This window comes from Ochrobactrum sp. SSR (genome assembly GCF_030067775.1).
Taxonomy (GTDB): Bacteria; Pseudomonadota; Alphaproteobacteria; order Rhizobiales; family Rhizobiaceae; genus Brucella; species Brucella teleogrylli.
The window spans coordinates 248,029-273,622 of record NZ_CP125971.1 but is presented as its reverse complement, the minus strand read 5'-3'; the positions used below and the strand labels follow the sequence as shown (position 1 = coordinate 273,622).

The following is a 25,594-nucleotide window of genomic DNA, read 5'->3' as shown; positions in this document are numbered from 1 at the left end:
GTCAGGCGTCCTTTCCATACCAGAACGCATCCGGCATAAAAACGCCGAGAAAGCTGGTCGGGTCGAAGCCGTAGAGCCCTTTCTCCGGCACATTCTGGAGGCTGGCCGCGCGCAAGACGGGCTGGGGGGTGCTGTTGACGATACCGATGGAAAACACCTGCTGCGAATAGATATCCAGCATCTGCGTCCAGATAGTGGCCCGCTCGGCTATGTCGCTGGAGTCCCGCCATTGGCTGAGAAGCTCGATCAGCTGCTTTACTTCGGGAATTTCCGGAGGATGGCCCTTCATTCCGTTCGACATGTAATACATGCCCCAGACCGGCCATTGCAATTGGTCGTCCGAGGTTGGGGCGAGCTCGCCCGGGTTCATATCGGCGGTCGGTATGCCGTTATCGAGCCCCGACCACATGGACATCATGATTTCGCCACCCATGGCCCGGCTACGGAAAACGTCACGCTGGGATGTCCGGATGAACAGCGAGATGCCGACCTTCGCCCAGTGATCTGTGACAAGCTCAAGGATATCTGTTTCCAAGGTGCTTTCGCCCGCGGTTTCCACCACGATCTTTGCGGAGCGACCGTCTGGCAGCAGGCGAATCCCGTTCTCGTCCCGCCGTTGCAGGCCAGCCGCGTCCAGCAGGACGTTCGCTTGTTCAGGATCATGGGCGCTCCACGCCGTTTTATATCCTGGTTTGTAGAGCGGGCTTTCGGGCAGGATGGAGTTGGCGCTGTCAACGGCAAGACCGTAGAACACCGCCTTGTTGATTTCGGTCCGGTCGATTGCGAGCGATAGGGCGCGGCGCACGCGCACATCCCAGAAGAGCGCCCGCCAAATGGCGTCCCCAGCATTGAGGTTGGGCATAAGGCTCACCCTCGCACCTTCCGTCCGCTTCCACAAGCTGACCCTGACCGGAAAACGCTTTTCGGAATCCTTCAGAAAGGCGTAGTCGGAAAAGTCGATGCCGTGTGCCTGCAGATCGCTTTCACCAGCGCCGGTCTTGGCGGCAATGATTGTCGGGGAGCTGATATTCAGGATCACTTTGTCGACATAGGGCAATTGCACCCCGTTTTCATCGACGCGGTGGAAATACGGGTTGCGCTCGAAAACAAACTGCTCGGCAGGCGACGCGGTTGTGTTTCGCCATGGATCGAGGGTCGGCAGTTCCGGGTTTTCGGGCCGATAGCTGCGCGCCATATTGAAATGAAGGTCAGTCCATTTCTTGACGCGGTATTGCTTCATCAGGGCCGAGAGCCGGAAATTGTCCTGATAGGTCTTGTGAAATTGTTTCAAATACTGCGACGGCAGAACAATCGTTAGCGCCTGCGGCGCCGCCAGTTGTGGCAGGAAATCCGGATTAGGCGCGTCCCAGCTATATCTGACCGTCAACTCGTCAATGACTTCGAAACGCGGCGGCCTTCCATTGACCAACAAGACCCTCGGCGGACCCCCTCGCTTCAGCTCCGTGTTGAGCATCACGTCTTCCCAGCAATAGCGGAAATCCTCCGATGTCAGATAGGAACCATCCGACCAGCGGTGCCCCGGGCGGATTTTGAAGGTAAAAGCCCTGTCCTCGACTGTCTCGAAGCTTTCGAGAATATCCGCATGCATGTTGAGCTTTTCGTCATAGCCAACCAGACGGGAATAGCCGTAAAGCGTCATCAACCGGATGTCTTTCTGGTTGCCGATCAGGGTGCGGATGACACCTCCGTTGACACCGGGTTTGCGACCAAGCGCCGCCATATTGACGATCCTTGGTGTTTTGGGGAGGCGGTCAGCCCGATCGGGCAGCGCGCCCGGCTGCGGCAGTGAATAGTTCGGCAAAGGCGGATCCGCCCGCGAAACACCAGGTAGAAAGCAGGAAGCAAGCATGCCCAGTGTCGTTCGCCGATTGATCAAGGCTTCAACTCCCGCATGTCTGCGGTCTTGCGTGCAAGCACAAGGTGCCCGTCGCCCAGATCTATTGGTGTCAGCATGTCGTCCGGTCCGTCGTTGCGGAACTGGATACCCCAGTTGCGTTTGTCGGATGCACCGCTGGCACTGAGCTTGCCGAAGTCAAGTGGACGGTCGAGATCGGGAAATGGAACGGCGGCAAGCAGCGATTTCGTATAGGGATGGACAGGCGCCCGCATCAAGGTGCGGCGTGGAGCGATTTCGACAATCCGCCCGCCACACATCACGGCGATCCGGTCGGCCATATAATCCACTACCGCCAGATTGTGCGAAATGAAGATGTAAGTAAGCCCGAGTTCCTTCTGCAAATCTTTGAGAAGGTTGAGGATTTGCGCCTGTACGGATACATCGAGCGCCGATACGGGTTCATCGCACAAGATAAGTTCCGGACCGAGCGCCAGAGACCGCGCGATGCCGACGCGCTGGCGCTGGCCGCCCGAGAGACCGTGCGGGTAGCGATTGAGATAGCGGCGGTTCAGGCCGACCACGTCCATCAGGTCTGCTACCTTGTCCAGTCGGGATTTGGCGTTTCCGCGCCCGTGAATTTCCAGCGGTTCGCTGAGAATATTCTGGATGGTCATGCGCGGCGACAGCGACGATACCGGGTCCTGAAACACCATCTGGATTTTGGTGCGTAACGCCTGCAGGTCGTTGCCGCTGGCGTCTAGGATGTCAATCGGGCCTGTGTCGCCGTTGAAAATTACGGAGCCTGCGTCCGACGTGACGGCGCGCATCAGGATTTTGCTCAGTGTGGTCTTGCCGCAGCCGCTCTCGCCGACGAGGCCGAAACATTCGCCGCGCAATACGTCGAAACTGACGTCATTGACCGCCCGCGTCGGCGGCCCGCCATCTTTTGCGAAAAGGGTTTTGCGGGCTGCGAAGGTCTTGGAGATATCGCGCACGGAGAGCAGCACATTGTTGCGATCCGTATGGACGGCTTTGCTCTTGCCCATCAACTTGGCGACATCGACTGGCACGTCGCGTAAGGATTTCAGTCGTTCGCCCGGCTTCATGTCGAAATGCGGCACGGCAGCCATCAGGCCCTTGAGATAGGGATGGGCTGGTTTGCGGAAGATGGTTTCGACCGGTCCCGATTCCATGATCTCGCCGTGATAGATGACGACCACCTCGTCGGCGACATTGGCGACAACGCCCAGATCGTGCGTGATGAGCAGCATTGCCATGTTAAGCTTGGCTCGAAGCTCGCCGAGCAGTTCGAGAATTTGCGCCTGAATGGTTACATCAAGCGCCGTGGTCGGTTCGTCGGCGATCAGCAGGGATGGCTTGCATATGAGCGCCATGGCAATCATGGCGCGTTGGCGCATACCACCGGACAGTTCGAACGGATATTTGTCATAGGCCTGGGTCGGGTTCTTGAAACCGACGAGGCCAAGCATCTCCTCTGTCTGCTCACGCCGCTCGGCTTTTGTATCCCTGGTATGGATCGACAGTACTTCCGAAATCTGGTTGCCGATCGTGTGGAGCGGCGACAGCGATGTGAGCGGCTCCTGAAAAATCTTGCCGATGCGATTGCCACGGAGCGCCCGTATCTCCGGACCGTCAGTAGGCAGGCTGAGAATGTCGATAGGCGGCTGGCCGGGCATGTCGGGGTCTTGGAAAAGGATTTTGCCACTCGCGGAAGCAGTGCGCGGCAGAATTCCCATAACCGATTGACTTATAACAGACTTTCCAGAACCAGATTCGCCGACGAGGGCGGTGACTTTGCCTGGCAGGACACGCAGATCGGCTTTTTTCACGGCCATGATCTTCCCACCAAGCAAGGTGAAGGAAATGCTCAGATTTTCGATCCTCAAGAGATCTGTCCCTGAGATCATGCTTGCAGGCCTTCACTGTTGCGTGTCCCCGGTGCGGGCACCCCCGACCTGAACGCTAGCGCACGAATGCCTATGAGTCCATGACTAGATTTCACGCATCCAGCAGTTGTCACGCCCCTGCGCGAAGATACGCGCGGGACAATGCTTTCAGCTCGGAAGGATTACTTGATGAGGTCACATGCGTTGCTGTCGCGAAGAACGTCCTTGCAGTTGGCTGACCTGCGAAAATCATCATAAAACAGCGACCATTCGCCGGTTCCAGCCGCACGATATGGCCCGAATTTGAAGTACTGGTTCTTGCCCAATCCGGGATCGTTGTGGCCGATATAGCCTTTGATTGTCGAGATCCAGAGACCGTTGGCGAAAATTTCGATATGGCCGGTTCCGTCCGGGCCGGGTTTCGTCATGATCGCAAAATCGATCCACCCGGAGTCGGGAGAGGGGAGGCTGTTGCCGCGGGGCGTGATAGTGATTTTGTCGGTGCATGCCGAGAAGAGGCCGCCATCTTCCGCGACCCAGTTGTCGTCGGTCGCGACAAGCGCCCGCATCTGGTTGGTTTCTGGCCGCAACCAAACCGGGGTTGACCCTTTATCGCATGTCGCGGCTGTGCCCTTGGTCCCGGCGGAGACTGGCGGGTGATAATTCGTTTCTACAGTGATGAAGAGCTTGCCCTTGTTGAGCCGCACCGCCAGAAACGGGCTGAAGTCGCCTTTTGTTCCGGGGCCGATCTCACGCTTCCACTGCGCAATCACATAGCGATGGTCGTCTTGTGGGATGGGTTCGGCGAACTTTACTGCAAAACCATACCAGACGGCTTGGTCGTATGGAATGCGAAGCTCGGTTTTTTCCCAGATTTCCGCCCTTTCGCTGCAGTTTTCCGTTGTTGCCTTGCAACCGGATCGCACGCTCAGTTTCAAGGCGCGCGGTCCGGTGCGGGTGACCGCACTCTGGAACTCGACCGTTCCCGCTTTCTGTTCATCATTATCGCGGTAATAAAGCCCGCCGGTGGGTGAAAAATCTTCACCATCGAAAGTATCGAAAAGGGGTGTGTTCAATGGATCGGCAATCGCTGAGACTTGGACAAACACGGTGGATAGAAGCAGTGCCACAGCACATGTCTTGATCATTGAAGAAGGTTCCCCTCAAGCTTCGGGGGCTTCCGGTCGCGGGAGTTGCGGAAAAGCAGCATCACTTGCTCGGCTTCGGAGCCTGCATCCGGCTTGTTCCTTCCGGTTGCCTCAATACTGCTCATCTTCAGGTTTTCCCCACCCGGCGCCAATATCGTCACCTTGTCCTGTACGCCGCGCAGTTTCTTCGCACCCAGCGTCACCCAGTCGCCACCGCAATAGTTGGTGAACGCCTCGCTGGCGATAATCGGATGGTCGGGATAGAGCCTCGTCAGCCCCTGCAACCGCGACACTTCATTGACGGCGCTGCCGAATGTGGAGAACGTCAGCCGGTCCTTGAGGCCGACATTGCCGAACATCACGTTGCCGACATGCAGGCCCATTCCATAGCGGACCTCGTCGAGGCCCTTCCTTTTTCGTTCGTTGTTCATGTCGACCATGGCTGCAGTTGCCTGCCGCACTGCCGCCATTGCCGCGCGCGCCGCGATCTGCGACGGCTCCCGGTGACGTCCGCAGGGATAGACTGCGAGGAACCCGTCTCCGACAAAACTCGTAATCTCGCCGCCATTCTTGTTGAAGGGCGCGGCGATTGCATCGAAAAACTCGTTGAGCGTGTCAATATAGACCTGCCTGCCCGCCTTTTCGGCAAGGTCCGTCGACTGTCGCATGTCGCCCATGACGAGCACAGCGCGAATGGTCTCTCCATCCCCGCGACGAATCTGGCCGGATAACACGCGCTTGCCAGCATTACCGCCAAGATAGGTGGTGACCATATTGTCTGCGAGCTTGCCGAGCACCGCCATCTTTGCGGCGATTGCCAGGCTGTTCTGGATATTCAGCAATGTCTCCACCACGTCGTCACCGAAGCCGCCGGGGATATCTGTGGTCCAAGAGCCGACCATACCCTGACTGTTGCCATCGCCGAAGGATTGCACGAAGGCGAGATAATCGGTGGCTCCGATTTCCTTCAATTCATCGAAAACCGGGAACTCCGATGGCGCAGATGGGTCGATTTGACGACGCAGATATTGCAGGTTGTTGCTAAGCAGATGGAAATAGGGGCTGGTCAGAAACCGCTCTGCATCCTTCTCGCTGGTGGAAGCACGAAAACCCTCGATTTCCATGCCCTTGCCGCGTATCCAGGTGAAGCCGAGCGCGTCGTAAAGCGGATGCAACATCGAAAAACTTAAATGGACGCGCATCAGCGGCACGCCAGCCGCCGCCAACCTTTCACAAAATCCTTCGGCCAGAGTTTCGAGGCTTGCGCCATTGAGCGCAGATTGTTGTAGCCAGTGTAAAACCGGGCTGAGCAATGTTTCGGAAATAGGAATCCGGGGGACATCCATCGCTTGTTATTCTTTCTAGCCCTCAGCCATGTCATGGCCGGTCGTCAGCAAATCATTGCGACCAATATAGCGTGTAATCGCGGCAAAGCCAGTTTCACTAAAGTAAAATCGCTCGGTTTCCGGTGAACATATAGTTACCCATCGGCGGCATCCTTGACAGCTGGCCCGTAAATCCGCCACTGAAGGATATCAATTGCTGGAGAGCTATGATCTTGACCGACTCTGCCCCGCTTCATGGGAACCTGTTTTCAGCTATCGCCAATCGCTCGGCGCGCGTGGGGGTTATCGGCCTCGGCTATGTCGGCTTGCCTCTGGCGATGACCATCGCCAATAGCGGTTTCAGCGTCATAGGGTTCGATATCGACCCCGGCAAGATCGTCATGATAGACGATGGCAAATCCTATATCGAAGCCGTGTCCGATACGGTGCTGGGGCGTCATGTTGGTGAAGGCCGTTTCAGTGCGACGACTGACTTTTCAAGTCTCGGCGATTGCGATGTCATCATCATTTGTGTTCCGACGCCGCTGACCAAGCAGCGGGACCCCGATCTGTCATTCGTCGTCAAAACTTGTGACGCGATTGCCCGAACCTTAAAAGCTGGTCAGCTGATCGTGCTGGAATCCACCACCTATCCCGGCACCACCAATGAGGTGGTACGGCCTGTTCTGGAAAACACGGGCCTGCGTTCCGGCGTGGATTTCTTCCTCGGCTTTTCGCCAGAACGCGAGGATCCCGGCAACCGCGATTTCGAGACCTCAAGTATCCCGAAGATTGTCGCCGGTGATGGCCCAGAGGCCTCGCAACTTATGACCGCCTTTTACGGAGCTGCGGTCAAGACTGTCGTTCCGGTCTCATCCAATGCCACCGCCGAGGCGGTAAAGCTGACGGAAAATATCTTCCGGGCAGTCAATATCGCTCTCGTCAACGAATTGAAGGTCGTCTACGAGGCCATGGGCATCGATATTTGGGAAGTGATCGAAGCCGCAAAGACTAAGCCGTTTGGCTACATGCCGTTTTATCCGGGGCCGGGACTTGGCGGTCATTGCATTCCCATCGACCCGTTCTACCTGACCTGGAAATCGCGCGAATATGAATTGCCGACGCGTTTCATCGAACTTGCCGGTGAGATCAATTCGGCTATGCCGCGTCATGTCGTCGACCGTCTTGCCGAAGCGCTTGATCGCCGCCACGGAAAAGCCGTCAGCCGCTCGCGCGTGCTGATAATCGGCCTCGCCTACAAGAAAAATGTTCCCGATATCCGCGAAAGCCCGTCGCTTAAACTGATCGAACTGATTGAGGCCCGTGGCGGAACGACCGATTATCACGATTCCTTCGTCTCAACGATCCCGCCGACGCGCGACTATATCGAACTTCGCGGTCGCGCCTCGGTCGAGCTGACCGAAGAGGTTGTCAGAAATTTTGACGCTGTGCTGATCGCCACCGATCACGATCAGATCGACTATCAGGCGCTGGCCAAATGGGCGCCGTTGATCGTTGATACCAGAAATGCGTTCGGACGCCGCGCCATCAGCGGCGATAATATCGTCAAGGCATAGTCACCCTCAGGTCGGGTCGCAGCCGTGCATCATCGGTCGCGGTCGACTTTATGTCTGCCGTTGTGTAAGCGGATGTCTCGGACATTTTTAGATTGAAGAACAGATCATGAGTCGTCTCGACAGTTTCATCCGCCGTCTTTGCGCCCAGCGCGATATCCTGAACAGCATTGCAGACGATGTCCGCGAAATTCCCGGTGCGATCATGGAGCTTGGTCTCGGTAACGGCCGCACATATGATCATATCAGGGAGCTATTTCCGGATCGCCGGATCATCGCTTTTGATCGGGTGGCGCGTTCTTTCGAACGTTCGACACCTCAGGGCGACAATCTGGTGGTCGGTGAGATCAAGGACACGATTGGCGATTATCTCGGCATCGAGGCAGCGCTCGTGCATGCGGATATCGGCACTGGCCATGAAGATCTGGATGCACTGACCCTAACATGGCTCCCCGACGCTGTGGCCTCGCTCCTGAAACGTGGCGGCATAGCCGCCTGCGGATTGCCGCTCGAACATCCTGAATTGACGCCCATGCCTCTACCGCAGAGCGTCGCCGCGAACCGCTATTTTCTTTATCGCCGTCGTTAGCAACATTAAAGCTGTGCAGTTTGCGGCACTAAGTTCTCTCAACCATTGTTATTACGCTTTTAAGTGACGCGAGATACTTCCATTTTGTTGCAAACGCACTACAAATATACTGGCAAAAGCGGAGGAGGTTTCGCGAATGCATAGATATAGACAGAGCGATTGACCGCGTTGGCGCGATAGCAGCACGGCCCGGCGGGCCATCGATCTCAAAACGGGACTTCATGGAAAAGAACCTCGCTCGCTATATCTGGTCCACGACACGCGCCCAGCAAGCCTGGATCCTCTTTGTCGTCGCCGTGTCGATGATCCCCTATTTTCTCTCGTTCGATCTGCCCAAGCAGATCATCAACGGCCCCATTCAGGGCATAGGGTTCGAGAAGCCGGGCGCCACACAGACTTTCATGCGCATCACCTATGATTTCCCGATCCTGGGCGAGGTGGTGTTCTTCAACGGGCTGCAGCTTACCCGCATCCAGATGCTGATCGGCCTCAGCATGGTTTTCCTGCTGCTGGTCGTGATCAACGGGCTCTTCAAGCTCTATATCAATACCTATAAGGGCAGGCTTGGCGAACGGATGCTACGCCGCATCCGTTTCGAGCTGGTGGACCGGGTGCTGCGTTTCCCGCCATTCCATTTCAAACGCGTCCGCTCGGCGGAAATCGCCACCATGATCAAGGACGAAGTGGAGCCGCTTGGAGGCTTTACCGGCGACGCCTTTGTGCAGCCGGCGCTTCTCGGCGGGCAGGCCCTGACGGCGCTCGTCTTCATTCTGATGCAGAATTTCTGGCTCGGCATGATCGCGGCGATCATTGTTGCCGCGCAGGGCATTATCATTCCCCGGATGCGAAAGCGGCTTCTGGAACTGGGGCGCCAGCGTCAATTGTCGGCGCGGGAACTTTCGGGCCGCGTCGGCGAGATCGTTGACGGCATCAGCGCCATTCACAGCAACGATACGTCGAATTTCGAGCGGGCCGATATCGCCAACCGGCTGGGGCACATCTTCTCTATCCGCTATGATCTTTATCAGTGGAAATTTCTGGTCAAGTTCATCAACAATTTTCTGGCTCAGGTCACACCATTCCTGTTCTACATGATCGGCGGTATTCTGGCGCTTCAGGGTCGGCTCGATATCGGCCAGCTTGTTGCCGTCATCAATGCCTATAAGGACCTTCCGGGTCCACTCAAGGAACTGATCGACTGGGACCAGAACCGCCAGGATGTCCAGGTCAAGTATGCACAAGTGGTCGAGCAGTTCAGCGTCGATAATCTCATCGCCCCGAAGGTGCAATCGGTCCACTATGACACTGTTCCGGCGCTCGACCAGCCGGTCGTCATCAGCAATGTCACGGTGCAAGACGACAGCGGCGCGCCGATTCTGGAACATGTCAGCCTGGAGCTGAAGCCGACCGAGACCGTGGCGCTGATCGGGCCTGCGGGCAGTGGCAGCGATGTATTTGCCGAACTGTTGGGCCGACTCGTCTGGCCTGCAACTGGGCGGGTCGCCATCGACGGTCATGATCTTCTCGAACTGCCTGAATCGGTCACCGGGCGACGCATCGCCTATGCGTCGGGTGATGGCTATTTCTTCAGCGGTTCTTTACGTGACAATCTGCTTTACGGGCTCAGACATGCGCCCCTGACCAAGGTTGCCTATGAAGGCGATGACGCGAAAAAACGGCAATGGCAAATTGCCGAGGCGCGCCGGGCGCGAAATCCCGATTTCGATCTTAATAGCGACTGGGTGGATTACGCGGCGATGGGCATTTCGGGACGGGACGGGCTCTACGCCGTCGTGCGCCCCATCCTCGACGCAGTGATGGTCACCCATGACATTTTCGATATAGCGCTTCTGTCGAAGGTCGATACGGTTGCGCATCCGGAATTCATCTCGCGCATCGTGGAACTCCGGCAGGCGTTGCGTAAGCGGCTTGACGGCGGTGATATGGCGGCGTTGGTCATTCCCTTTGAGCCGGATGTCTATAACGCGCAGGCGACGGTGGGTGAAAATCTGCTGTTCGGCGTGCTCGACCGCTCCTCCATGACCATCCGGCAACTGGCGGCGCATCCGTTTTTCCGCGAGGTAATCGGCGAGGACGATCTACTCGCCGATCTTTACGCCATGAGCCTCGAAATCGCTGAGAACGCTATCGAGCTTTTCCGCGATCTGCCGCCCGACCACCCGTTCTTCCAGCAGCTAACCTTCATGCGGCCGGAAGACATTCCCGAATATGAGACGCTTTTGCAGCGGGTGAAGGGGCTCAGTGTTGATGCGGTTTCGGACGAAGACCGCGTCAACATCGTGCGTCTCAGCTTCTCCTATATTGAGCCACGGCATCGTTTCGGCCTTCTGACCGACGCGTTGAAGGCCAAGATTCTCAAGGCAAGAACACGCTTTCTGCGCGATACGCCGGACGATCTGCGCGCTGTGATCGAGCCTTACGAACCGGACCGCTTCATCAAGCACGCCACGCTTCTCGACAATCTGCTGTTTGGCAAGATCAGCTATGGACAGATGAATGCGTCGGACAAAATCCGGTCGATCCTCATCGATCTCTTCGAGGAAACGGGCCAGCAGCGGACGATCCTGATCATCGGGCTTGATTTTGATGTCGGCTCGGGTGGCAAGCGACTGACAAGCGTGCAGCGTCAGAAAATCAATATGGCGCGAGCTCTGCTTAAACATGCCGATTATGTCGTGTTCAACCGGCCGCTGCCATCACTGGATCAGCGTATCCAGTTTCAGATCGCTGGAAATATTATGCATACGCTGCATAAAGAAGGTCATAAACCCGCAATAATATGGGCGTTGAGTAATTTTTCTCTCGCCAGAGATTTCGACCGCGTTATCGTGTTTGATCATGGGCGGGTGGTTCAGGATGGCACCTATGAGGCGCTGATGCAGGAGGATGGACCGCTTAAGGATTTGCTGTCGTAAGGCGGGATGAAAGGGAAGATCGATGTTGTTGAAGGATGAAGTCGAAATGCTGCGGCGCATGCCGTTCTTTGCTGGAATAGAACCGGCGAAGCTAAAGCTTCTCGCCTTCACCTCTGAGCGCGTGACTTTCAAGCCCGGTGAAACGCTGTTCCATCAGGGCGACATATCCGATGCCGCCTATGTGATCCTTCTGGGTGGCGCGGATATTCTTGTCGATTCACCAAGCGGGCCCATCAAGGTTGCCGATGCACAGCCCAATTCCATCGTTGGAGAAATTGGCATCTTGTGCGATATGGGGCGCACCGCGACGGTGAGAGCAGCGACGCCTCTGGAGACCTTGCGCATCAGCAAGGAGCATTTCACGAAAATCCTCGGTGACTATCCGGAAATGGCCATCACGATCATGCGGGAATTGGCGAAGCGGCTCGGCCAGACCACCGCAGAACTGACGCAGGAGCGTAGCCGCAACCAGAATATGCACTAATTGAAAGAAGGTTTTGGCGCGATGCTGGCGGTCCGAAACATCGCTCTGTTCATTTGGCTGTCGCGGAGTTGATAATAATTTAATCCGCTGGCGGACGATGATTGTATCGTGGAATAAGCTGGCTTTGTTAAATCCCTTTCGTAAGTTACTATCGAGTGAGCCAGCCGCGTTCTGAAAAACTTCTTTGTTAGATGAGTAGGAACGCCTAAGCCAAACGCTGAAAAGCATTTGTCAAATGTGCCAGCGGGCTAAGCTATTGAAAAGCTTTTACCTCGTCATTGAATGCGGCGTTGCGGGGGAGTTTTATGAGACCGTTTCTCGCAGTTGTACTGGTATTGTCGGTGGTTGTGGGATGTGCGGGGCCTCGCGCTGTCACTGGATTGGGTACGGCTGAGCAGTCTTATTCGCAGTCAGGCGATGTGGTTCCTCTCATGGTTGCTACGGTTCGGGATCGTTCAGACGACCCAGAAATCGCCTATACACGCGCGCGTTCGGATGCGCTGAAGTTCTCCACCATAGATGTTCGCATTCCACACAATCACCGGCCCGGATCGGTGGAAACGTCTGCGTCCAGGCCAGATCCCCGACGGCAGTTCAGCGCAACCAACTATTTGAGCCTTCCAAATGGAGAGGCCATGGTTCGTGAAATCAACCGGAGATTATCCGAGCGGCCTGCATCGCAGCGCGAAGTGTTTATCTTCGTTCACGGCTATAATAACAATTTCGCAGAGGGGCTTTTTCGCAACGCCCAGATCGTGCATGACTATGACGTGGGGTCTTTGCCCGTTCATTTTTCATGGGCTTCAGCCGGTGCACTGACACGTTATCTGTATGATCGTGACAGCGCGCTCATTGCCAGAGATGGACTGGCTGAGACGCTTCAACTTGTGGCGCGCTCAAAGGCGACCGGGATCATTGTCGTCGGTCATTCAATGGGGGCGGTTGTCGTGATGGAAGCGCTGAGAACCCTTTCCATCCGGGATCAGAGAAAGGTGCTTGAGCGGATCAAGGGGGTGCTTCTTGCTGCGCCAGACCTCGACCCTGATCTCTTCAGGAGCCAGGTGAATGATATTAGTCATTTACCGCGACCTTTTACTATCGTTGTTTCGCGTCGGGACCGCGCCCTCGATATTTCGCGCCGATTGACTGGAGGCCAGCCTCGTGTTGGGAGCGGCGCTGATATAGCGTTCCTGCAAAACAAGGACATTCAGGTTCTTGATGTCTCGCAGGTGGATCGTGGCGGGCACACCCTGTTCGCGAGTTCTGACACACTGATCAAGCTTCTGGGGTCGGGTAACTTTTTGCGTCAGTTCTTGACTGATGAATATGCAAGTATGGACGATGCATTTGCCGTGGCGGGGCAGGGTACACTCGAACAAGCTTCGCTGGTGCTTTATCTGCCAGCCAGGATGATCAAGCGCCTCGCCAATCGATAGAAGAATTTCGAGGGATGCCGCCAGAGCTTTTGTACGCTCTTGAAATTAACAAGAATTGCAGCTGCGAACTCAATTTTCACACACTGATATTTAAATTGGCGGTCGCCATGAGTGTCGATAACTTTAAACTTGTAGCAGTCATGGCACCTTGTTATTATCGACTTACTTTACTGCCTTGCCCAGTTTTTACCTCATGCGTCAACAGCGCAATTAAGTTCTCCAATAGCACAGAGGTGGCTTTTGTAGATGAACAAGGGTTGGCATGCAGAGCTTGAACTTCGGTTTGAGCATAATCGTGAAGTGACGCGGCTGATGCGGCGGCGCCATGTGGGTCCCCTTGCGGTTCAACAGCCTTTTTATCCTGAGAAAGACGGCAGCGCGCATGTCTATCTCCTTCATCCGCCGGGTGGCGTTGCAGGGGATGATATTCTTGATATTTCGTGCTTTTTGGGTCGCAAGGCCAGGGCTGTTCTGACAACACCGGGCGCCACGAAATTCTATCGCAGTGAGCGAGGCCAGAGCGCACAGACGACTAGGATCGATGTGAGTGAAGGTGGCATATGCGAGTATCTCCCGCAGGAAACAATCGTTTTTGACGGCGCCAGAGCATCCATAAGCACGCATGTCTCCCTGAGCGGTGATGCAGTCTATCTGGGGTGGGACATTTTCAGTCTGGGGCGTCCTGCCTGTCAGGAAAGCTTCGACAGGGGCGAAGTCCGGCAACGGGTCGAAATATTCAGGGACGGAAAGCCAATCTGGTTCGAACAATTTCGCCTTCGTGGTGCCGCACCAGCAGTGAATGCGGCTTATGCATTTTGCGCCAAACCAATTGTTGCCACGATGGTTTATGCCGGTCCGGCTGCGGAAAACGCACTTCAGGCCATTCGCGAAGCGGTGGGTGACACAGCCAGAAATCTGTTTTCGGCGTCGCGGCTCGAAAGGGTGATTGTCTGCCGCTATCTCGGCGGGCGGATGTCGGAAGCCAAGGCGCTATTTCGCAGGGCGTGGGAGGTTCTACGCGAAATGGGATTAGGAAAACCGGCCACTGCACCGCGCATCTGGGCCACATAACTGACTTTGGAGAGGGTCTACCGATGGAACTATTGCCACGTGAAAAGGACAAACTTCTGATTTTCACTGCAGCATTGGTTGCGGAGCGACGCCGAGCCAGAGGGTTGAAACTGAACTATCCAGAGGTTGTGGCTTACATCTCCGCTGAAATTCTGGAGGGTGCCCGCGACGGTAAAACGGTCGCGGAACTCATGTCCTACGGGGCCACGCTTCTCAGCCGGGATGAGGTGATGGAGGGCGTGCCTGAAATGATCCACGACATTCAGGTGGAAGCCACTTTTCCAGACGGCACCAAACTTGTGACCGTTCACAACCCGATTCCTTAGTGCGTTTCTGAATGACCGAAATTGCTCTTGCTTTTGGTTCTGCCCGCATCTTGTACCGAAAACGCTTGGCGCTTTTCGGTACGCGCTTCAGGAGACGATCATGATACCGGGTGAATATTTCATCGAAGACGGGTCGATCGACCTCAACAACGGTCGCGAAACCTGCACCATTGCTGTCGAGAACACCGGCGACAGGCCGATACAGGTTGGCTCGCATTATCATTTCTATGAGACCAATGAGGCGCTCGTCTTTGATAGGGAGCGAACGAGAGGTTTCAGGCTCAATATTCCCGCCGGGACTGCCGTGCGGTTTGAGCCGGGACAGGATCGTGAAGTCGAACTGGTTGCGCTTGATGGCGACCGTGAAGTCTATGGCTTCAACGCAAAAATCAACGGGAAACTCTAGGAGGGACAGATGGGGAGGATATCAAGGCAGGCCTATGCCGAACTCTATGGCCCGACAAAGGGCGACCGTGTGCGTCTGGCAGATACCGAACTCATCATCGAGGTTGAGGAAGACCGTTGTATCTATGGCGAGGAAGTAACCTTCGGCGGCGGCAAGGTCATTCGCGATGGCATGGGGCAGGGCCAACGGCCTTCAGCCGAAACCGCCGATTTGGTGATCACCAATGTCATTATTCTCGACTATTGGGGCATCATCAAAGCCGATGTAGGTATCAAGAATGGTCGTATCTCAGGGATCGGTAAGGCAGGTAATCCCGATATCCAACCCGGTGTCAACATCATCGTTGGACCTGCAACCGACGTAATTGCGGGCGAGGGCAAGATTCTCAACGCAGGCGGCATCGATACACATATTCACTTCATTGCGCCACAGCAGGCGGAAGAAGCGCTGGCCAGCGGCACCACCACTTTGGTTGGCGGTGGAACGGGACCAACGGTTGGTACGCTTGCAACGACGGTTACGCCTGGTCCATGGGCTATCCATCGTATGCTGGAGGCTGTGGAAGCGCTTCCGATCAACGTGGGTTTGTTGGGCAAAGGCAATGCAAGCAAGCCTGAACCTCTGCGTGAACAGATCAGGGCCGGTGCTGTTGGCCTGAAGCTGCACGAGGATTGGGGAACCACCCCTGCCGCCATCGATAATTGTCTTAATGTCGCCGACGAAGAAGATATTCAGGTGGCCATTCATACAGACACGCTGAACGAGAGCGGGTTTGTCAAGGATACTTTTGCTGCCATGAAGGGCAGGACCATTCACAGTTTCCATACGGAAGGTGCCGGCGGCGGGCATGCTCCAGACATCATTACGGCGGCGGGCGAAGAAAATATCCTGCCGTCCTCAACCAATCCGACCCGTCCCTACACCATCAATACGGTCGATGAGCACCTCGATATGCTGATGGTCTGCCACCATCTCAGCCCGAAAATTCCGGAGGATGTGGCATTTGCGGAATCCCGCATTCGGCGCGAAACGATTGCAGCAGAAGACATACTCCATGATCTGGGTGTGTTTTCGATGATGTCATCGGATTCTCAAGCCATGGGTCGCATTGGAGAGACAACGCTTCGCTGTTGGCAAACCGCCCATAAAATGAAGGTGCAGCGCGGCCCCCTGAGTCAGGATAGCGGCCGGAACGATAATTTTCGTGCCAAGCGGTACGTCGCGAAGTATACGATTAACCCGGCGATTACGCATGGATTCGCTCATGAGATTGGGTCTGTCGAAGTTGGAAAGCGGGCTGATCTTGTATTGTGGAAGCCGGAATTCTTCGGCGTGAAACCCAGCCTTGTGATGATCGGCGGTATGATTGCGATTGCGCCGATGGGCGATCCCAACGCATCGATCTCGACGCCCCAACCGGTCCATTACCGTCCAATGTATGGTGTGTTGGGGCGGGCGCTTGGCTCCACAGGCGTCACATTTGTTTCCAAATCAGCGCTTGATGATGGTATCGGCGAAAAGCTGAAACTCAGCAAGCAATTGGTTGCGGTCAAAGGGATTAGAACGGTCCGCAAGAAGGACATGATCCACAACGGTCTTACGCCCAAATTGGAGGTCGATCCGCAAACCTATCAGGTGCGGGTGGATGGCGAATTGATCACCTGTGAACCAGCCGATGTTCTGCCGATGGCGCAACGCTATTTCCTGTTTTAAGCGACTGACGGGGGTTAGCGAAACCAAAGCGATAGAGCATTTCCTCATTCTTTAGAAACGGGGATGTTTACCGGTACATGAAGGAACAAAATATGCAGTTCAATGCGATGCGGGATCATCCTTCTCTGGGGTTTATCGATTGGACGCTGCGCGGTATCGGACAAGTGGTGTTCCAGAACAACCCGCTTTCCGGGCTGGTCATTTTGTTCGCTATTCTGGTCAATTCCTGGATTTATGCCCTTATTTGTGTGGTGGGTGTGGTCGCCAGCACACTGACGGCAATCATCCTCAAGGCCGACAAGGGGCTCATTCGTGGTGGCCTGTTCGGATTCAATGGAGCTTTGGTCGCGCTTGCGCTGATTGCATTTACCAGTGCAGATTTTCGCAGCGGCGCGCTGCCGTCACCGGCCATGACGATCTATCTCATCTTTGGCGCAGCTTTTTCCACAATGGCTTTCGCGAGTATCGGAGCGCTTCTGGGCCCGCACAAGGTTGCGCCTCTAACAATGCCATTCGTGCTTGTCGGTTGGCTGTTTCTGTACGCAATTCTCAAATTTGATGCCATCGATGCGGGGCCAATGGCGAAACCGGTGTCACCGGAACAGTTTTCCTACGCTGTCCCTTATGTACTCCCAACCTGGTATATGGGGATCGGCACCGCCATCGGACAGATATTCTTTCAGGATAATTGGATCACAGGCTACATTATCCTTGCTGCTATCGCGATCCATTCCCGGATAAGCGCCCTGATGGGCCTTTTGGGAGCGATAACCGGAGCTTTGATAGCTGCCGCATTCGGCGGACCGGAAGGGGCCATTCGCGATGGGCTTTTCGGTTACAATGCCGCGTTAACGGCAATTGCGCTTGGCGGCTTCTTCCTTGTTTTCAGCTGGAGCAGTTTTCTTTACGCGATCTTCGGCGCTGTCGTGGCCACATGGCTTTGGGCTTCGGTAGCCATCTTCCTGAAACCGATTGGAATGCCGGTGCTGACTTCGACATTCGTCCTCGTCACTTGGGTCATGCTGATCGGTCAGTATGCTTTCAAGGCATTGGTGCCCGTCCCTCCGGCTGATGCAAGTTCGGCAGAGGAAAATCTCGAGCGATATCGCGAAACGCAACGCTTACGACCGGAATAGTCGGCTGTATTGCGTCTCATGCCAGGCACTGGCCATAGCCAGTGCGGGCGCTGTATTGCCGATTTTGTCGTCTTCGAGCGTGCATGCTTTCTCGACGGCCCGCTCGATCTTCTCTGCTCCAGCAATAAGCATCTTCTGGCCTGCCGTGTGGCCGAGCGGAACGAGCCGGATTGCCGCCATGACCTGGCTTTCCACCACGCTCCACATAAGGCCGCGCAGTGCATCGACCGGCTCTATATTCCAGTTAAGCGCCGCGATGGCGAAGGCTGCGGGGTAGGTTGCCCGTTGTTCCGAAGCGAAGTTGCGCGCCCGCTCGACACCAAGTTCCGACAGCAGCGTAAGCAAGCTTTCGCCCATGCGGCGATCCTCAAGCTCGAGTTCGCTGCTTTCTCGACTTGCCCCAAGCCAGTCGTTCAAGCGGCAGAATTCGGCATCGTCGCTTCGCGTCAGTGCCGAAAACATTCGCCAGAAAATCGCCCCGTCAAGCGCAGCGTAGCTGTGTTCCAGAAGGCCGAACACCCATCCGGCACAACTTTCCTCGTTCGTAACTGTTCCCGCATGCACGGCCCATTCAAGACCACGCGAATAGGAAAAAGCGCCAACAGGCTGGCTGGGACTGACAAGTCGCATGAGATGCAGCATAGGCAGAGCCGGAGAGTGCACGGGCAAGCCCGGTTCCGGCCCGGCATTATTACCATCAACTTCAGCGTGTCTCTTCGAATGATCCAGCAAGATGCGGCTCACATCATCCGGCCATCAGGTAAAGCCCGCTGAGCGCGGCAAAGCCGCCCGCCGCCCGCATTATCATCTGCCCCGTCCGACCTTGCAGGATGCGGCCTGCTGCAAGGCCCGCACCAATACCTGCTGCGTGGAGCAATGCCGTCGCTAGCGCAAACCCAACACCATAGGAAAGAAACGCCGCGCTGCCGATTTCCCCACCATGGGCATAGCCATGAAAGAATGCGAAGAAGCCGACGACGAGCGCTGCAGTCAGGGTCGATGCGTGGAACGCCATGGCGACAATGAGGCCAAGCACAATTACCGATGTAAGGATGACTGGTTCGACATAGGGAAGAGTTATCCCACTGAGTGCCGCCATAAATCCCAGCAGCATGACGCCGACAAAGCTTAGCGGAACGACGACAAGCGCGCGCCCACCGAGCATCGAAGCCCAAAGGCCAACGGCAACCATTGCAAGGATGTGGTCGGCGCCCGAAAGAGGGTGAGAAAACCCAGCGGCGAAAGAACCATGCTCGGCTAGGTTGAGATGTGCGAATGCGGGGCTCGCCATCAAGGAGAGCAGGACGGCAATCAGGAGAGATGTCCTTTTCATTTCAACTTCCTTTCAACAACAATGGCCATGCTCAGAAGGAGCCAAACATTGAACCCAGCACGAAAACCGCCGCGAGCGAGATAATCACGCCGACAATCACAGTCATGACCATGTCAAAATAGCTTGATGCATGGGTTTGTTTGCTGATCTGAAGGAGCAGAAGCACCGTACCATTGTGCGGCAGCGCATCCAGTGTACCAGCGCTGATGACCGTCAAACGGTGCATGAGATCAGGATTGATCCCGTACTGGATCGCCAATCGCATATATTCGTCGCCCAGCGCATTGAGTGCGATGGCCATGCCGCCGGATGCTGTTCCGGTGAGGGCTGCCAGCGCATTCATGGCGACAACCAGAGAGACAAGCGGACCGCCCGGCACCTCAAGCACCGCATCGCGAACCACGGAAAAAGCAGGCATCGCTGCCACAACTGCACCGAACCCGACGAGGCTCGCTATGGTGAGAATGGGCAGAACAGAGGAGTTTGCGCCTGCGTCGAGGCTTTCGCGGATCGCCCGAAGGCGGCGAAAATTGACCGCTATCAGGGTCAAAATGGCGGCCGCTAGTGCAATAAGCACCGCCCACAAACCTATTGATGATCCGACATCGATCCCCCAAGGCTCCTGCTCCAGAAATGAGAAATCAATACGGGGCAGGATGATGAGCGCCATCAGGAAATTGACGACGATGACGACAAGCAGGGGCAGGACCGCGAAGAAAAAAGGCGGCTGGTGGTCGGCTCGTGCGCCGTGTTCGAGTTCTGCGGGGTCGAAATCACCTGAAAGCGTCGATTGTTCTCTGACCTTTTCCGTAATCTCCAGTTCGCCGGTGTCATCGACATAATTTTCACCTGCAGCCCGCGCCTTGGCTTCCGCGCGTTGCAGCCACCACATGCCGAACACTAGTGTTATGATGGATGCAATGATCCCCAGTCCCGGCGCTGCAAAGGTCGTGGTTTCGAAATAGGGCATCGGAATGGCATTGTTTGTGGAAGGCGTGCCCGGCATTGCCGACATGGTGAAGGTAAAGGCACCAAGCCCAATGGCCGCAGGCATCAGACGGGCTGGTATATTGGCTGCCTTGAACATTTCCCGCGCCATGGGCACGAGAACGAAGAAGGCAACGAATACGCTGACGCCCCCATAGGTGACGACTGCCGATGCCAGCACGACGGATAGCATCGTGCGTTTTACGCCGAGTTTTTCCGTCAGATATCGTGCAATCGAGGTGATGGAGCCGCTATCATCCATCAGCTTTCCAAAAATACCACCCAGGAGAAAAAGTGGAAACCACCGTCCCACGAAACTGGCAGTCCCGCCCATGAAGGTTGATGTCCAGTTTGCCAGAAGAGGCTCCCCGGAAATGAGCGCGGCGAGAAGAGCAGCTACAGGAGAAAGCAGAAGCACACTCCAGCCGCGATAGGCAAACCACATGAGTAGCGCTAGTCCCAGCAGTATTCCAAGCAACCCCATGCTATCTGACCCCTCAGCCGATGTTGGAGAGAATGCATTCGGAATTATTGAATGAAACTACTTTAGACGGAATATATCAAGAAAATAATGCTTATATCGAATTCTTATAAATTCGACGGGTCTAGGTTCTCTAATTCTACTTGAGTATTTTAAAATAGTAGACGTCAATGAACCTTCCTCTCACATCGTTATCGACACGCCCTCGGATTTCGATCTGATCTTTTCGACCTATTTTTCTGCCCCGCCAAATTTCTCGTTCGATACGGACTCTCGTCGTTCCAGTGTGATCTTGAAAAATGTAATGAGCTCTTCTCATATTGCCCTTGATCGAACCGGTGAGCACAACGCGAGTTCCGATGGGAGTTCTGCTTACAGCACTGGCGGTTATTCCATTACCGGCTTTGACGGAATCCAGAAACTGAGCGTATGAAACGCTGCCAGAACCTAACAAGAAAAGGCTCAATAAGAGTGCCAACTGATGAAAGCGCTGTTTTACAGAGTTCATGGGTTCAACCTCCTCATGGCCATGATCGAGCTTTTCACCGTATGCTTGCCGGAATGAAAACAACTGCTGCGCCGTGACGCTTGCGATACAGTTCCGTCATTGATCACGGCGGTTTCCTAAACGCTCGGTTATTCGTTGCACAATGAAATACAAACCCGGTGTGAGTAACAGACCAATCGTCGTTGCTGCGACCATCCCTCCAAAGATTGTCACACCCACGGCCTGACGAGCGCCCGCACCCGCGCCGGAAGAAACGATCAAAGGGATGATGCCCAGAATGAAAGATACAGCTGTCATCATCACGGCACGGAAGCGTTGCTCAGCTCCCGTCCGTGCCGCTTCACTCGCCGACAGACCTGCTTCCCGCTTTTCTTTTGCAAACTCCACAATCAGAATTGCATTCTTGGCGGCAAGGCCGATCAACAACACCATCGCAATCTGCACATAGAGGCTATTTTGCAGCCCGAAGATTTTCAGGGCTGTGACTGCTCCAAGCAATGCTGCGCCCAATGAAACAATCACCACCGCAGGCAAGGCCCAACTTTCATACTGAGCGACCAGAAAGAGATAGGCGAAAAGAAAAGCAAGGGCAAAGACGATGCCTTCCTGACCGCTGCTTCTGCTTTCCTGAAAGGATAGGCCCGACCACTCATAACCATAGCCATCAGGTAGTTTTTGGGATGCCACGGTCTCCATTGCCGCCATCGCCTGGCCACTGCTCGCACCGGGAGCCGGAACCGCATTGACCTGTGCTGAGACCGAAAGGTTATAACGCGTAATGACGAAAGGGGCCAGAACGGTGGTCAAGGACACGACACTGCTCAACGGGACCATTGTTCCGTTTCGGTTTCTCACGTGGAGCTTCAAAATGTCTTCGCTATGCGCGCGAAAATCGGAATCCGCTTGCAGATTCACCTGAAAGACACGCCCATTAAGCGTAAAGTCATTGACATAGCGCGAGCCAAAATTGGCGCCGATCACCGCGTAAATATCAGACACACTGAGCCCCAGCGCTTCCGCACGGGAACGGTCAACGTCGACATAGATTTGCGGTACATTCGCATTGAAAGTCGTCGCCGCCCCGCCGATCTCGCCGTTCTGGTTAAAGTAGCCAAGCAATGCATTTGTAACCTGTGCAATTTCCTCCGTAGACTGTCCTTGCAATGCCTGGAGGCGGAAATCGAGCCCGCCAACGGACCCGATACCGGCTATCGCCGGTGGCGCAAAAACTGAGACAATGGCACCGGGAATCTGCGCGAATTGAGACCGGAGAGTGCCGATAATATTATTAAGCCGCAGCTCTTCTTTTTCCCGGTCTTCCCAGGGTAGCAATGCGGCAACCGCCATAGCGCCATTGGGCGTGCTCGTCGATTGCAGAATACTGAAGCCCGCAACCGTGATCACATCCTGAACCCCGGCGGTCTCGTTTAGCACCTTTCTGACATTCTCAACGATGCGATTGGTGCGGTCGAGCGAAGCCGCACTTGGCAGCTGGATATCAACGAACAAAGCTCCCTGATCCTCGTCAGGCAGGAAAGTGGCGGGTAGATTGACAAAAATGAGATAGGCACCGGCAAAGCAGGCCACAATGGCTGCAAGCGGCACATACCAATATTTGACGAGAATGCCCACGCCCCTGCCGTAAGCATCACGGCTTCGTTCCATGAAGTTAGTAAACCACGCCAGTGGTCCTCTCTTGAAACCGCTTTGCCCGCGCTTGAGCAGCAACGCCGCCAATGCCGGACTTAGCGTGAGGCCAACGAACGACGAAATGACCAGCGCCGATGAGATTGTCACTGCGAACTGGCGGTAGAGCTGTCCGCCAATACCCGCGAGAAACGCTGTGGGTGTGACCACGGCGAGAAGCACGAGCGTCGTTGAGATGATCGGTCCGGTGATCTGAGACATCGCCTTGCGCGTCGCATCGACAACGGTGATGTCGGGCGTGTCGTCCAGAACGTGTTTGACGTTTTCCACGACGAGAATAGCGTCATCGACGACAAGCCCGATAGCGAGAACCAAGGCCAGCAACGAAATCATATTCAACGAATAGCCTACCGCCAATAGAACCGCGACCGCACCAAGCATGGAAACCGGTATGGCAAGGGCCGAGATCAGTGTCGCGCGCCAGTCTTGCAGGAAGATAAATGTCACCGCGAGCACGATTGCAAAGGCTTCAAACAATGTGCGCGTCGTCAATTGCAAGCTAGCGTCCACAAACCGCGTTGCGTCATAAACCACGTGATATTGCAGTCCTGCCGGAAATCTGGCGGAGAGCCGCTTCAGTTCGGCCTGAACGGCTGTCGCAGTCTGTATCGCATTGGCGCCGGGCGACTGATTAATCTGCAGCATCGCCGATTCATGACCAGCAAAACTGGCTCTTGAAGCATAATTGCGTGCACCAAGTTCAAGACGGGCTATGTCGCGGAGAAATACCTTGGCTCCGTCGGCGCCGGTGCGAATGACGATAGCTCCAAATTCGTCGGCATCTCGCAACCTCCCCTGTGCGACCAGCGTATATTGCAGTTCCGTTCCAACCCGCATGGGCGGCGCACCAGACTGCCCGAGGGTAGCCTGGATATTCTGGCGTTGGATTGCCGCGGAAACCTCATCAATGGTTATCCCGAGCGCATCCATTCTTTGAGGATTGAGCCAGACTCGCATCGAATATTCAGACGCGCCGGTGACACTAGCCTCACCGACACCTGCCACGCGTGAAATCGCGTCGACAATGGTCGTCGTGGTGAAGTTGGTGATCTCAAGCGCGCTCAAACTGTCATCGGGAGAATAGAAAGCGATGCCCAGCACAAAATCGGGTGAGCGTGATCGAACAGAAACGCCCTGTTGTGCGACAGCGGCAGGCAATCGCGAGATTGCCAGCTGCGCACGGTTCTGCACATTGATCTGCGCAAGTTCCGGATCAGTTCCCACTTCAAAGGTGACTGATAATGAATATTGACCGGCATTCGAGCTCGTGGATGACATATACATCATATCATCCACGCCATTGATGGCTGTTTCCAGCGGACCGCCCACAACGTCGGCAATCACTTCCGCACTCGCGCCGGGATATATCGCCGAAACAGAAACTGTTGGAGGGGTGATCTGCGGGTATTGCTGGATGGGCAGTGAGAAAACGGCGATGGCGCCAGCAATGGAGATGAGAAGCGAGATAACGATTGCGAGGCGCGTTCGTCGGATGAAGGTTTCTGAAATCATTGAGCAGCCCCCGGTTCATCCGGTGACGATTCCTGAGGTGATACGGACTGCCCATCCGCAATTCTTTGCAAGCCTTCGATGACGATCGTTTCTCCCGCGCTGATCCCGTCTTTGACGGACCAATCGTTGCCGATGCGTATGCCGGTCACAATCTGCCGCCGAGTGACAGTGTTATTGTCGTTCAACACAAAAACAAACTTGCCCTCGCGGTCCTGCAGAACAGACGCCATTGGAACAATCGGTAATGTTTTTGCCGTTTCATCCAGCAGGCTGACAGCGACGGTCTGGCCCGGAACCAGAATATGGTCCGGGTTTGCAAACAGCGCGCGTACAGCAATTGTGCCCGTTTGCGGATTGACCTCGTTGTCGATGAACTGGATGTTACCTTTGGAGCCATACTGCTTGCCGTTGGCGAGGGTAAGCGTTAGTTGGAATCTGTTCAGATCAACGGTTCCACCGCGCGCCTCTTTCTGGCGAATGGCGATGAGCGTTCGATCGGTAATGGAAAAAACAACGCGGACAGGATCGAGCTGAACAATACGCGCCAGGGACCCGGCGCTGGGGCCGACCAGATTTCCAACCGTAAACAAAGACCGGCCGATTGTGCCGTTGATCGGTGAACGGATCTGCGTGTAAGAAAGGTTCAGTCGGGCTGTATTAAGCGCAGCCTCTGCGCTTTGAACGTCTGCGGAAGCGATATCGAACGCTGCCTGAGCATCATCCAGAGAGGCTTGTGAAGCGGTGTTCCGGTTCGCCAGTGTGCGTGTTCGCGTCAGGGTCTGTCGGGCAGCATTTTGGGCCGCCTGTGCGCGAGCGACCTGCGCTTCTGCTGAAGTCACCGCCGCCCGCATTTGGTCTGGTTCGATCTCAAAGAGGAGATCGCCTGTCTTGACTGCGCTTCCCTGTTCAAAGCTCTTCACTTTGAGAAAACCCGTAATCCGGGCCTGAATGTCAACGGCTTCTATTGCTTCGACTTGTCCATTGAATTGGAGCGGGGCCGTGGAAGGCGCCGAGCCCGCCTTTCTGACGACCACCGATGGCGCGGGCTGGGTTGTTGTGCTTTGTTGGGCGGCGGCAGGAGGCATGAAAGACAGCAAAAGCAACCCGGAAAGGGCGACATTCGCGGAGTAATAACCGAGGGTCTTAATCAATGTCGG

At 55.5% G+C, this 25,594-nt stretch carries 20 protein-coding genes; 10 read left to right on the top strand and 10 right to left on the bottom strand.

Annotated features, from left to right (window positions below; all coding sequences use genetic code 11):
- Position 1: 1 nt before the first annotated feature.
- From QLQ11_RS18715 to QLQ11_RS18700, 4 genes are all read right to left on the bottom strand, one after another.
- A complete protein-coding gene (locus tag QLQ11_RS18715) occupies positions 2–1,897 on the bottom strand; it encodes an ABC transporter substrate-binding protein (RefSeq protein WP_235858930.1) in 1,896 nt (631 codons plus the stop codon).
- On the bottom strand, positions 1,894–3,786 hold the full coding sequence (locus QLQ11_RS18710; protein ID WP_283735218.1) for an ABC transporter ATP-binding protein: 1,893 nt from the start codon (positions 3,784–3,786) through the stop codon (positions 1,894–1,896). The genes QLQ11_RS18715 and QLQ11_RS18710 overlap by 4 nt, the downstream gene beginning before the upstream one ends.
- A gap of 161 nt (positions 3,787–3,947) precedes the next feature.
- A complete protein-coding gene (locus QLQ11_RS18705) occupies positions 3,948–4,913 on the bottom strand; it encodes a polysaccharide lyase (protein WP_283735219.1) in 966 nt (321 codons plus the stop codon).
- Positions 4,910–6,259: an adenylate/guanylate cyclase domain-containing protein gene (locus QLQ11_RS18700; RefSeq protein ID WP_124915377.1), complete on the bottom strand. Its 1,350-nt coding sequence runs from the start codon at positions 6,257–6,259 to the stop codon at positions 4,910–4,912. The genes QLQ11_RS18705 and QLQ11_RS18700 overlap by 4 nt, the downstream gene beginning before the upstream one ends.
- A gap of 206 nt (positions 6,260–6,465) precedes the next feature.
- Here QLQ11_RS18700 and QLQ11_RS18695 point away from each other — a divergent pair, with 206 nt between their 5' ends.
- The 10 genes from QLQ11_RS18695 to QLQ11_RS18650 all read left to right on the top strand — a co-directional run bounded on the left by QLQ11_RS18695 (position 6,466) and on the right by QLQ11_RS18650 (position 17,909).
- A complete protein-coding gene (locus tag QLQ11_RS18695; protein ID WP_283735220.1) occupies positions 6,466–7,815 on the top strand; it encodes a nucleotide sugar dehydrogenase in 1,350 nt (449 codons plus the stop codon).
- A gap of 106 nt (positions 7,816–7,921) precedes the next feature.
- Entirely contained in the window at positions 7,922–8,401 is a 480-nt protein-coding gene (locus QLQ11_RS18690; RefSeq protein WP_140025573.1) for a class I SAM-dependent methyltransferase, read from the top strand.
- Between the two features lie 221 nt (positions 8,402–8,622).
- Positions 8,623–11,337, top strand: a complete 2,715-nt coding sequence (locus QLQ11_RS18685) for an ABC transporter transmembrane domain-containing protein (protein WP_283735221.1) — start codon at positions 8,623–8,625, stop codon at positions 11,335–11,337.
- 22 nt (positions 11,338–11,359) lie between these two features.
- Positions 11,360–11,821 carry a cyclic nucleotide-binding domain-containing protein gene (locus QLQ11_RS18680; protein WP_140025571.1) on the top strand — a complete coding sequence of 154 codons (462 nt, stop codon included), beginning with the start codon at positions 11,360–11,362 and terminating at the stop codon, positions 11,819–11,821.
- Between the two features lie 635 nt (positions 11,822–12,456).
- Positions 12,457–13,257 (top strand): alpha/beta hydrolase, encoded by an 801-nt coding sequence (locus QLQ11_RS18675; protein WP_283735222.1) that lies wholly within the window; start codon positions 12,457–12,459, stop codon positions 13,255–13,257.
- Between the two features lie 246 nt (positions 13,258–13,503).
- Positions 13,504–14,328, top strand: a complete 825-nt coding sequence (locus QLQ11_RS18670; protein ID WP_140025569.1) for an urease accessory protein UreD — start codon at positions 13,504–13,506, stop codon at positions 14,326–14,328.
- 23 nt (positions 14,329–14,351) lie between these two features.
- A complete protein-coding gene (ureA, locus tag QLQ11_RS18665; RefSeq protein ID WP_109366128.1) occupies positions 14,352–14,654 on the top strand; it encodes an urease subunit gamma in 303 nt (100 codons plus the stop codon).
- A 100-nt stretch (positions 14,655–14,754) separates the two neighbouring features.
- Complete coding sequence (locus tag QLQ11_RS18660; protein ID WP_283735223.1) at positions 14,755–15,060, top strand: urease subunit beta; 306 nt, start codon at positions 14,755–14,757, stop codon at positions 15,058–15,060.
- Between the two features lie 9 nt (positions 15,061–15,069).
- Positions 15,070–16,773 carry an urease subunit alpha gene (gene ureC / locus QLQ11_RS18655; protein ID WP_283735224.1) on the top strand — a complete coding sequence of 568 codons (1,704 nt, stop codon included), beginning with the start codon at positions 15,070–15,072 and terminating at the stop codon, positions 16,771–16,773.
- 92 nt (positions 16,774–16,865) lie between these two features.
- Entirely contained in the window at positions 16,866–17,909 is a 1,044-nt protein-coding gene (locus QLQ11_RS18650) for an urea transporter (RefSeq protein WP_283735225.1), read from the top strand.
- Here QLQ11_RS18650 and QLQ11_RS18645 read toward each other — a convergent pair.
- From QLQ11_RS18645 to QLQ11_RS18620, 6 genes are all read right to left on the bottom strand, one after another.
- Positions 17,895–18,653: an urease accessory protein UreF gene (locus QLQ11_RS18645; RefSeq protein ID WP_140025566.1), complete on the bottom strand. Its 759-nt coding sequence runs from the start codon at positions 18,651–18,653 to the stop codon at positions 17,895–17,897. The two genes, QLQ11_RS18650 and QLQ11_RS18645, sit on opposite strands and share 15 nt — an antisense overlap.
- A gap of 1 nt (position 18,654) precedes the next feature.
- Positions 18,655–19,242 (bottom strand): HupE/UreJ family protein, encoded by a 588-nt coding sequence (locus tag QLQ11_RS18640; RefSeq protein ID WP_140025565.1) that lies wholly within the window; start codon positions 19,240–19,242, stop codon positions 18,655–18,657.
- Positions 19,243–19,273: 31 nt separating this feature from the next.
- Entirely contained in the window at positions 19,274–20,713 is a 1,440-nt protein-coding gene (locus QLQ11_RS18635; RefSeq protein WP_140025564.1) for a GntP family permease, read from the bottom strand.
- Between the two features lie 136 nt (positions 20,714–20,849).
- Positions 20,850–21,218, bottom strand: coding sequence for a YgiW/YdeI family stress tolerance OB fold protein (locus tag QLQ11_RS18630; protein ID WP_283735226.1), 369 nt, complete (start codon positions 21,216–21,218; stop codon positions 20,850–20,852).
- Positions 21,219–21,314: 96 nt separating this feature from the next.
- Complete coding sequence (locus QLQ11_RS18625) at positions 21,315–24,437, bottom strand: efflux RND transporter permease subunit (RefSeq protein ID WP_283735227.1); 3,123 nt, start codon at positions 24,435–24,437, stop codon at positions 21,315–21,317.
- Positions 24,434–25,588, bottom strand: a complete 1,155-nt coding sequence (locus tag QLQ11_RS18620; protein ID WP_283735228.1) for an efflux RND transporter periplasmic adaptor subunit — start codon at positions 25,586–25,588, stop codon at positions 24,434–24,436. The genes QLQ11_RS18625 and QLQ11_RS18620 overlap by 4 nt, the downstream gene beginning before the upstream one ends.
- Between the last annotated feature and the right edge of the window lie 6 nt (positions 25,589–25,594).

Bases quoted from the DNA above. Each gene is read 5' to 3' on its own strand.
- QLQ11_RS18710 (WP_283735218.1), bottom strand. From the start codon at position 3,786: ATGATCTCAGGGACAGATCTCTTGAGGATCGAAAATCTGAGCATTTCC.
- QLQ11_RS18705 (WP_283735219.1), bottom strand. From the start codon at position 4,913: ATGATCAAGACATGTGCTGTGGCACTGCTTCTATCCACCGTGTTTGTC.
- QLQ11_RS18700 (WP_124915377.1), bottom strand. From the start codon at position 6,259: ATGGATGTCCCCCGGATTCCTATTTCCGAAACATTGCTCAGCCCGGTT.
- QLQ11_RS18695 (WP_283735220.1), top strand. From the start codon at position 6,466: ATGATCTTGACCGACTCTGCCCCGCTTCATGGGAACCTGTTTTCAGCT.
- QLQ11_RS18690 (WP_140025573.1), top strand. From the start codon at position 7,922: ATGAGTCGTCTCGACAGTTTCATCCGCCGTCTTTGCGCCCAGCGCGAT.
- QLQ11_RS18685 (WP_283735221.1), top strand. From the start codon at position 8,623: ATGGAAAAGAACCTCGCTCGCTATATCTGGTCCACGACACGCGCCCAG.
- QLQ11_RS18680 (WP_140025571.1), top strand. From the start codon at position 11,360: ATGTTGTTGAAGGATGAAGTCGAAATGCTGCGGCGCATGCCGTTCTTT.
- QLQ11_RS18675 (WP_283735222.1), top strand. From the start codon at position 12,457: ATGGTTCGTGAAATCAACCGGAGATTATCCGAGCGGCCTGCATCGCAG.
- QLQ11_RS18670 (WP_140025569.1), top strand. From the start codon at position 13,504: ATGAACAAGGGTTGGCATGCAGAGCTTGAACTTCGGTTTGAGCATAAT.
- ureA (WP_109366128.1), top strand. From the start codon at position 14,352: ATGGAACTATTGCCACGTGAAAAGGACAAACTTCTGATTTTCACTGCA.
- QLQ11_RS18660 (WP_283735223.1), top strand. From the start codon at position 14,755: ATGATACCGGGTGAATATTTCATCGAAGACGGGTCGATCGACCTCAAC.
- ureC (WP_283735224.1), top strand. From the start codon at position 15,070: ATGGGGAGGATATCAAGGCAGGCCTATGCCGAACTCTATGGCCCGACA.
- QLQ11_RS18650 (WP_283735225.1), top strand. From the start codon at position 16,866: ATGCAGTTCAATGCGATGCGGGATCATCCTTCTCTGGGGTTTATCGAT.
- QLQ11_RS18640 (WP_140025565.1), bottom strand. From the start codon at position 19,242: ATGAAAAGGACATCTCTCCTGATTGCCGTCCTGCTCTCCTTGATGGCG.
- QLQ11_RS18635 (WP_140025564.1), bottom strand. From the start codon at position 20,713: ATGGGGTTGCTTGGAATACTGCTGGGACTAGCGCTACTCATGTGGTTT.
- QLQ11_RS18630 (WP_283735226.1), bottom strand. From the start codon at position 21,218: ATGAACTCTGTAAAACAGCGCTTTCATCAGTTGGCACTCTTATTGAGC.
- QLQ11_RS18625 (WP_283735227.1), bottom strand. From the start codon at position 24,437: ATGATTTCAGAAACCTTCATCCGACGAACGCGCCTCGCAATCGTTATC.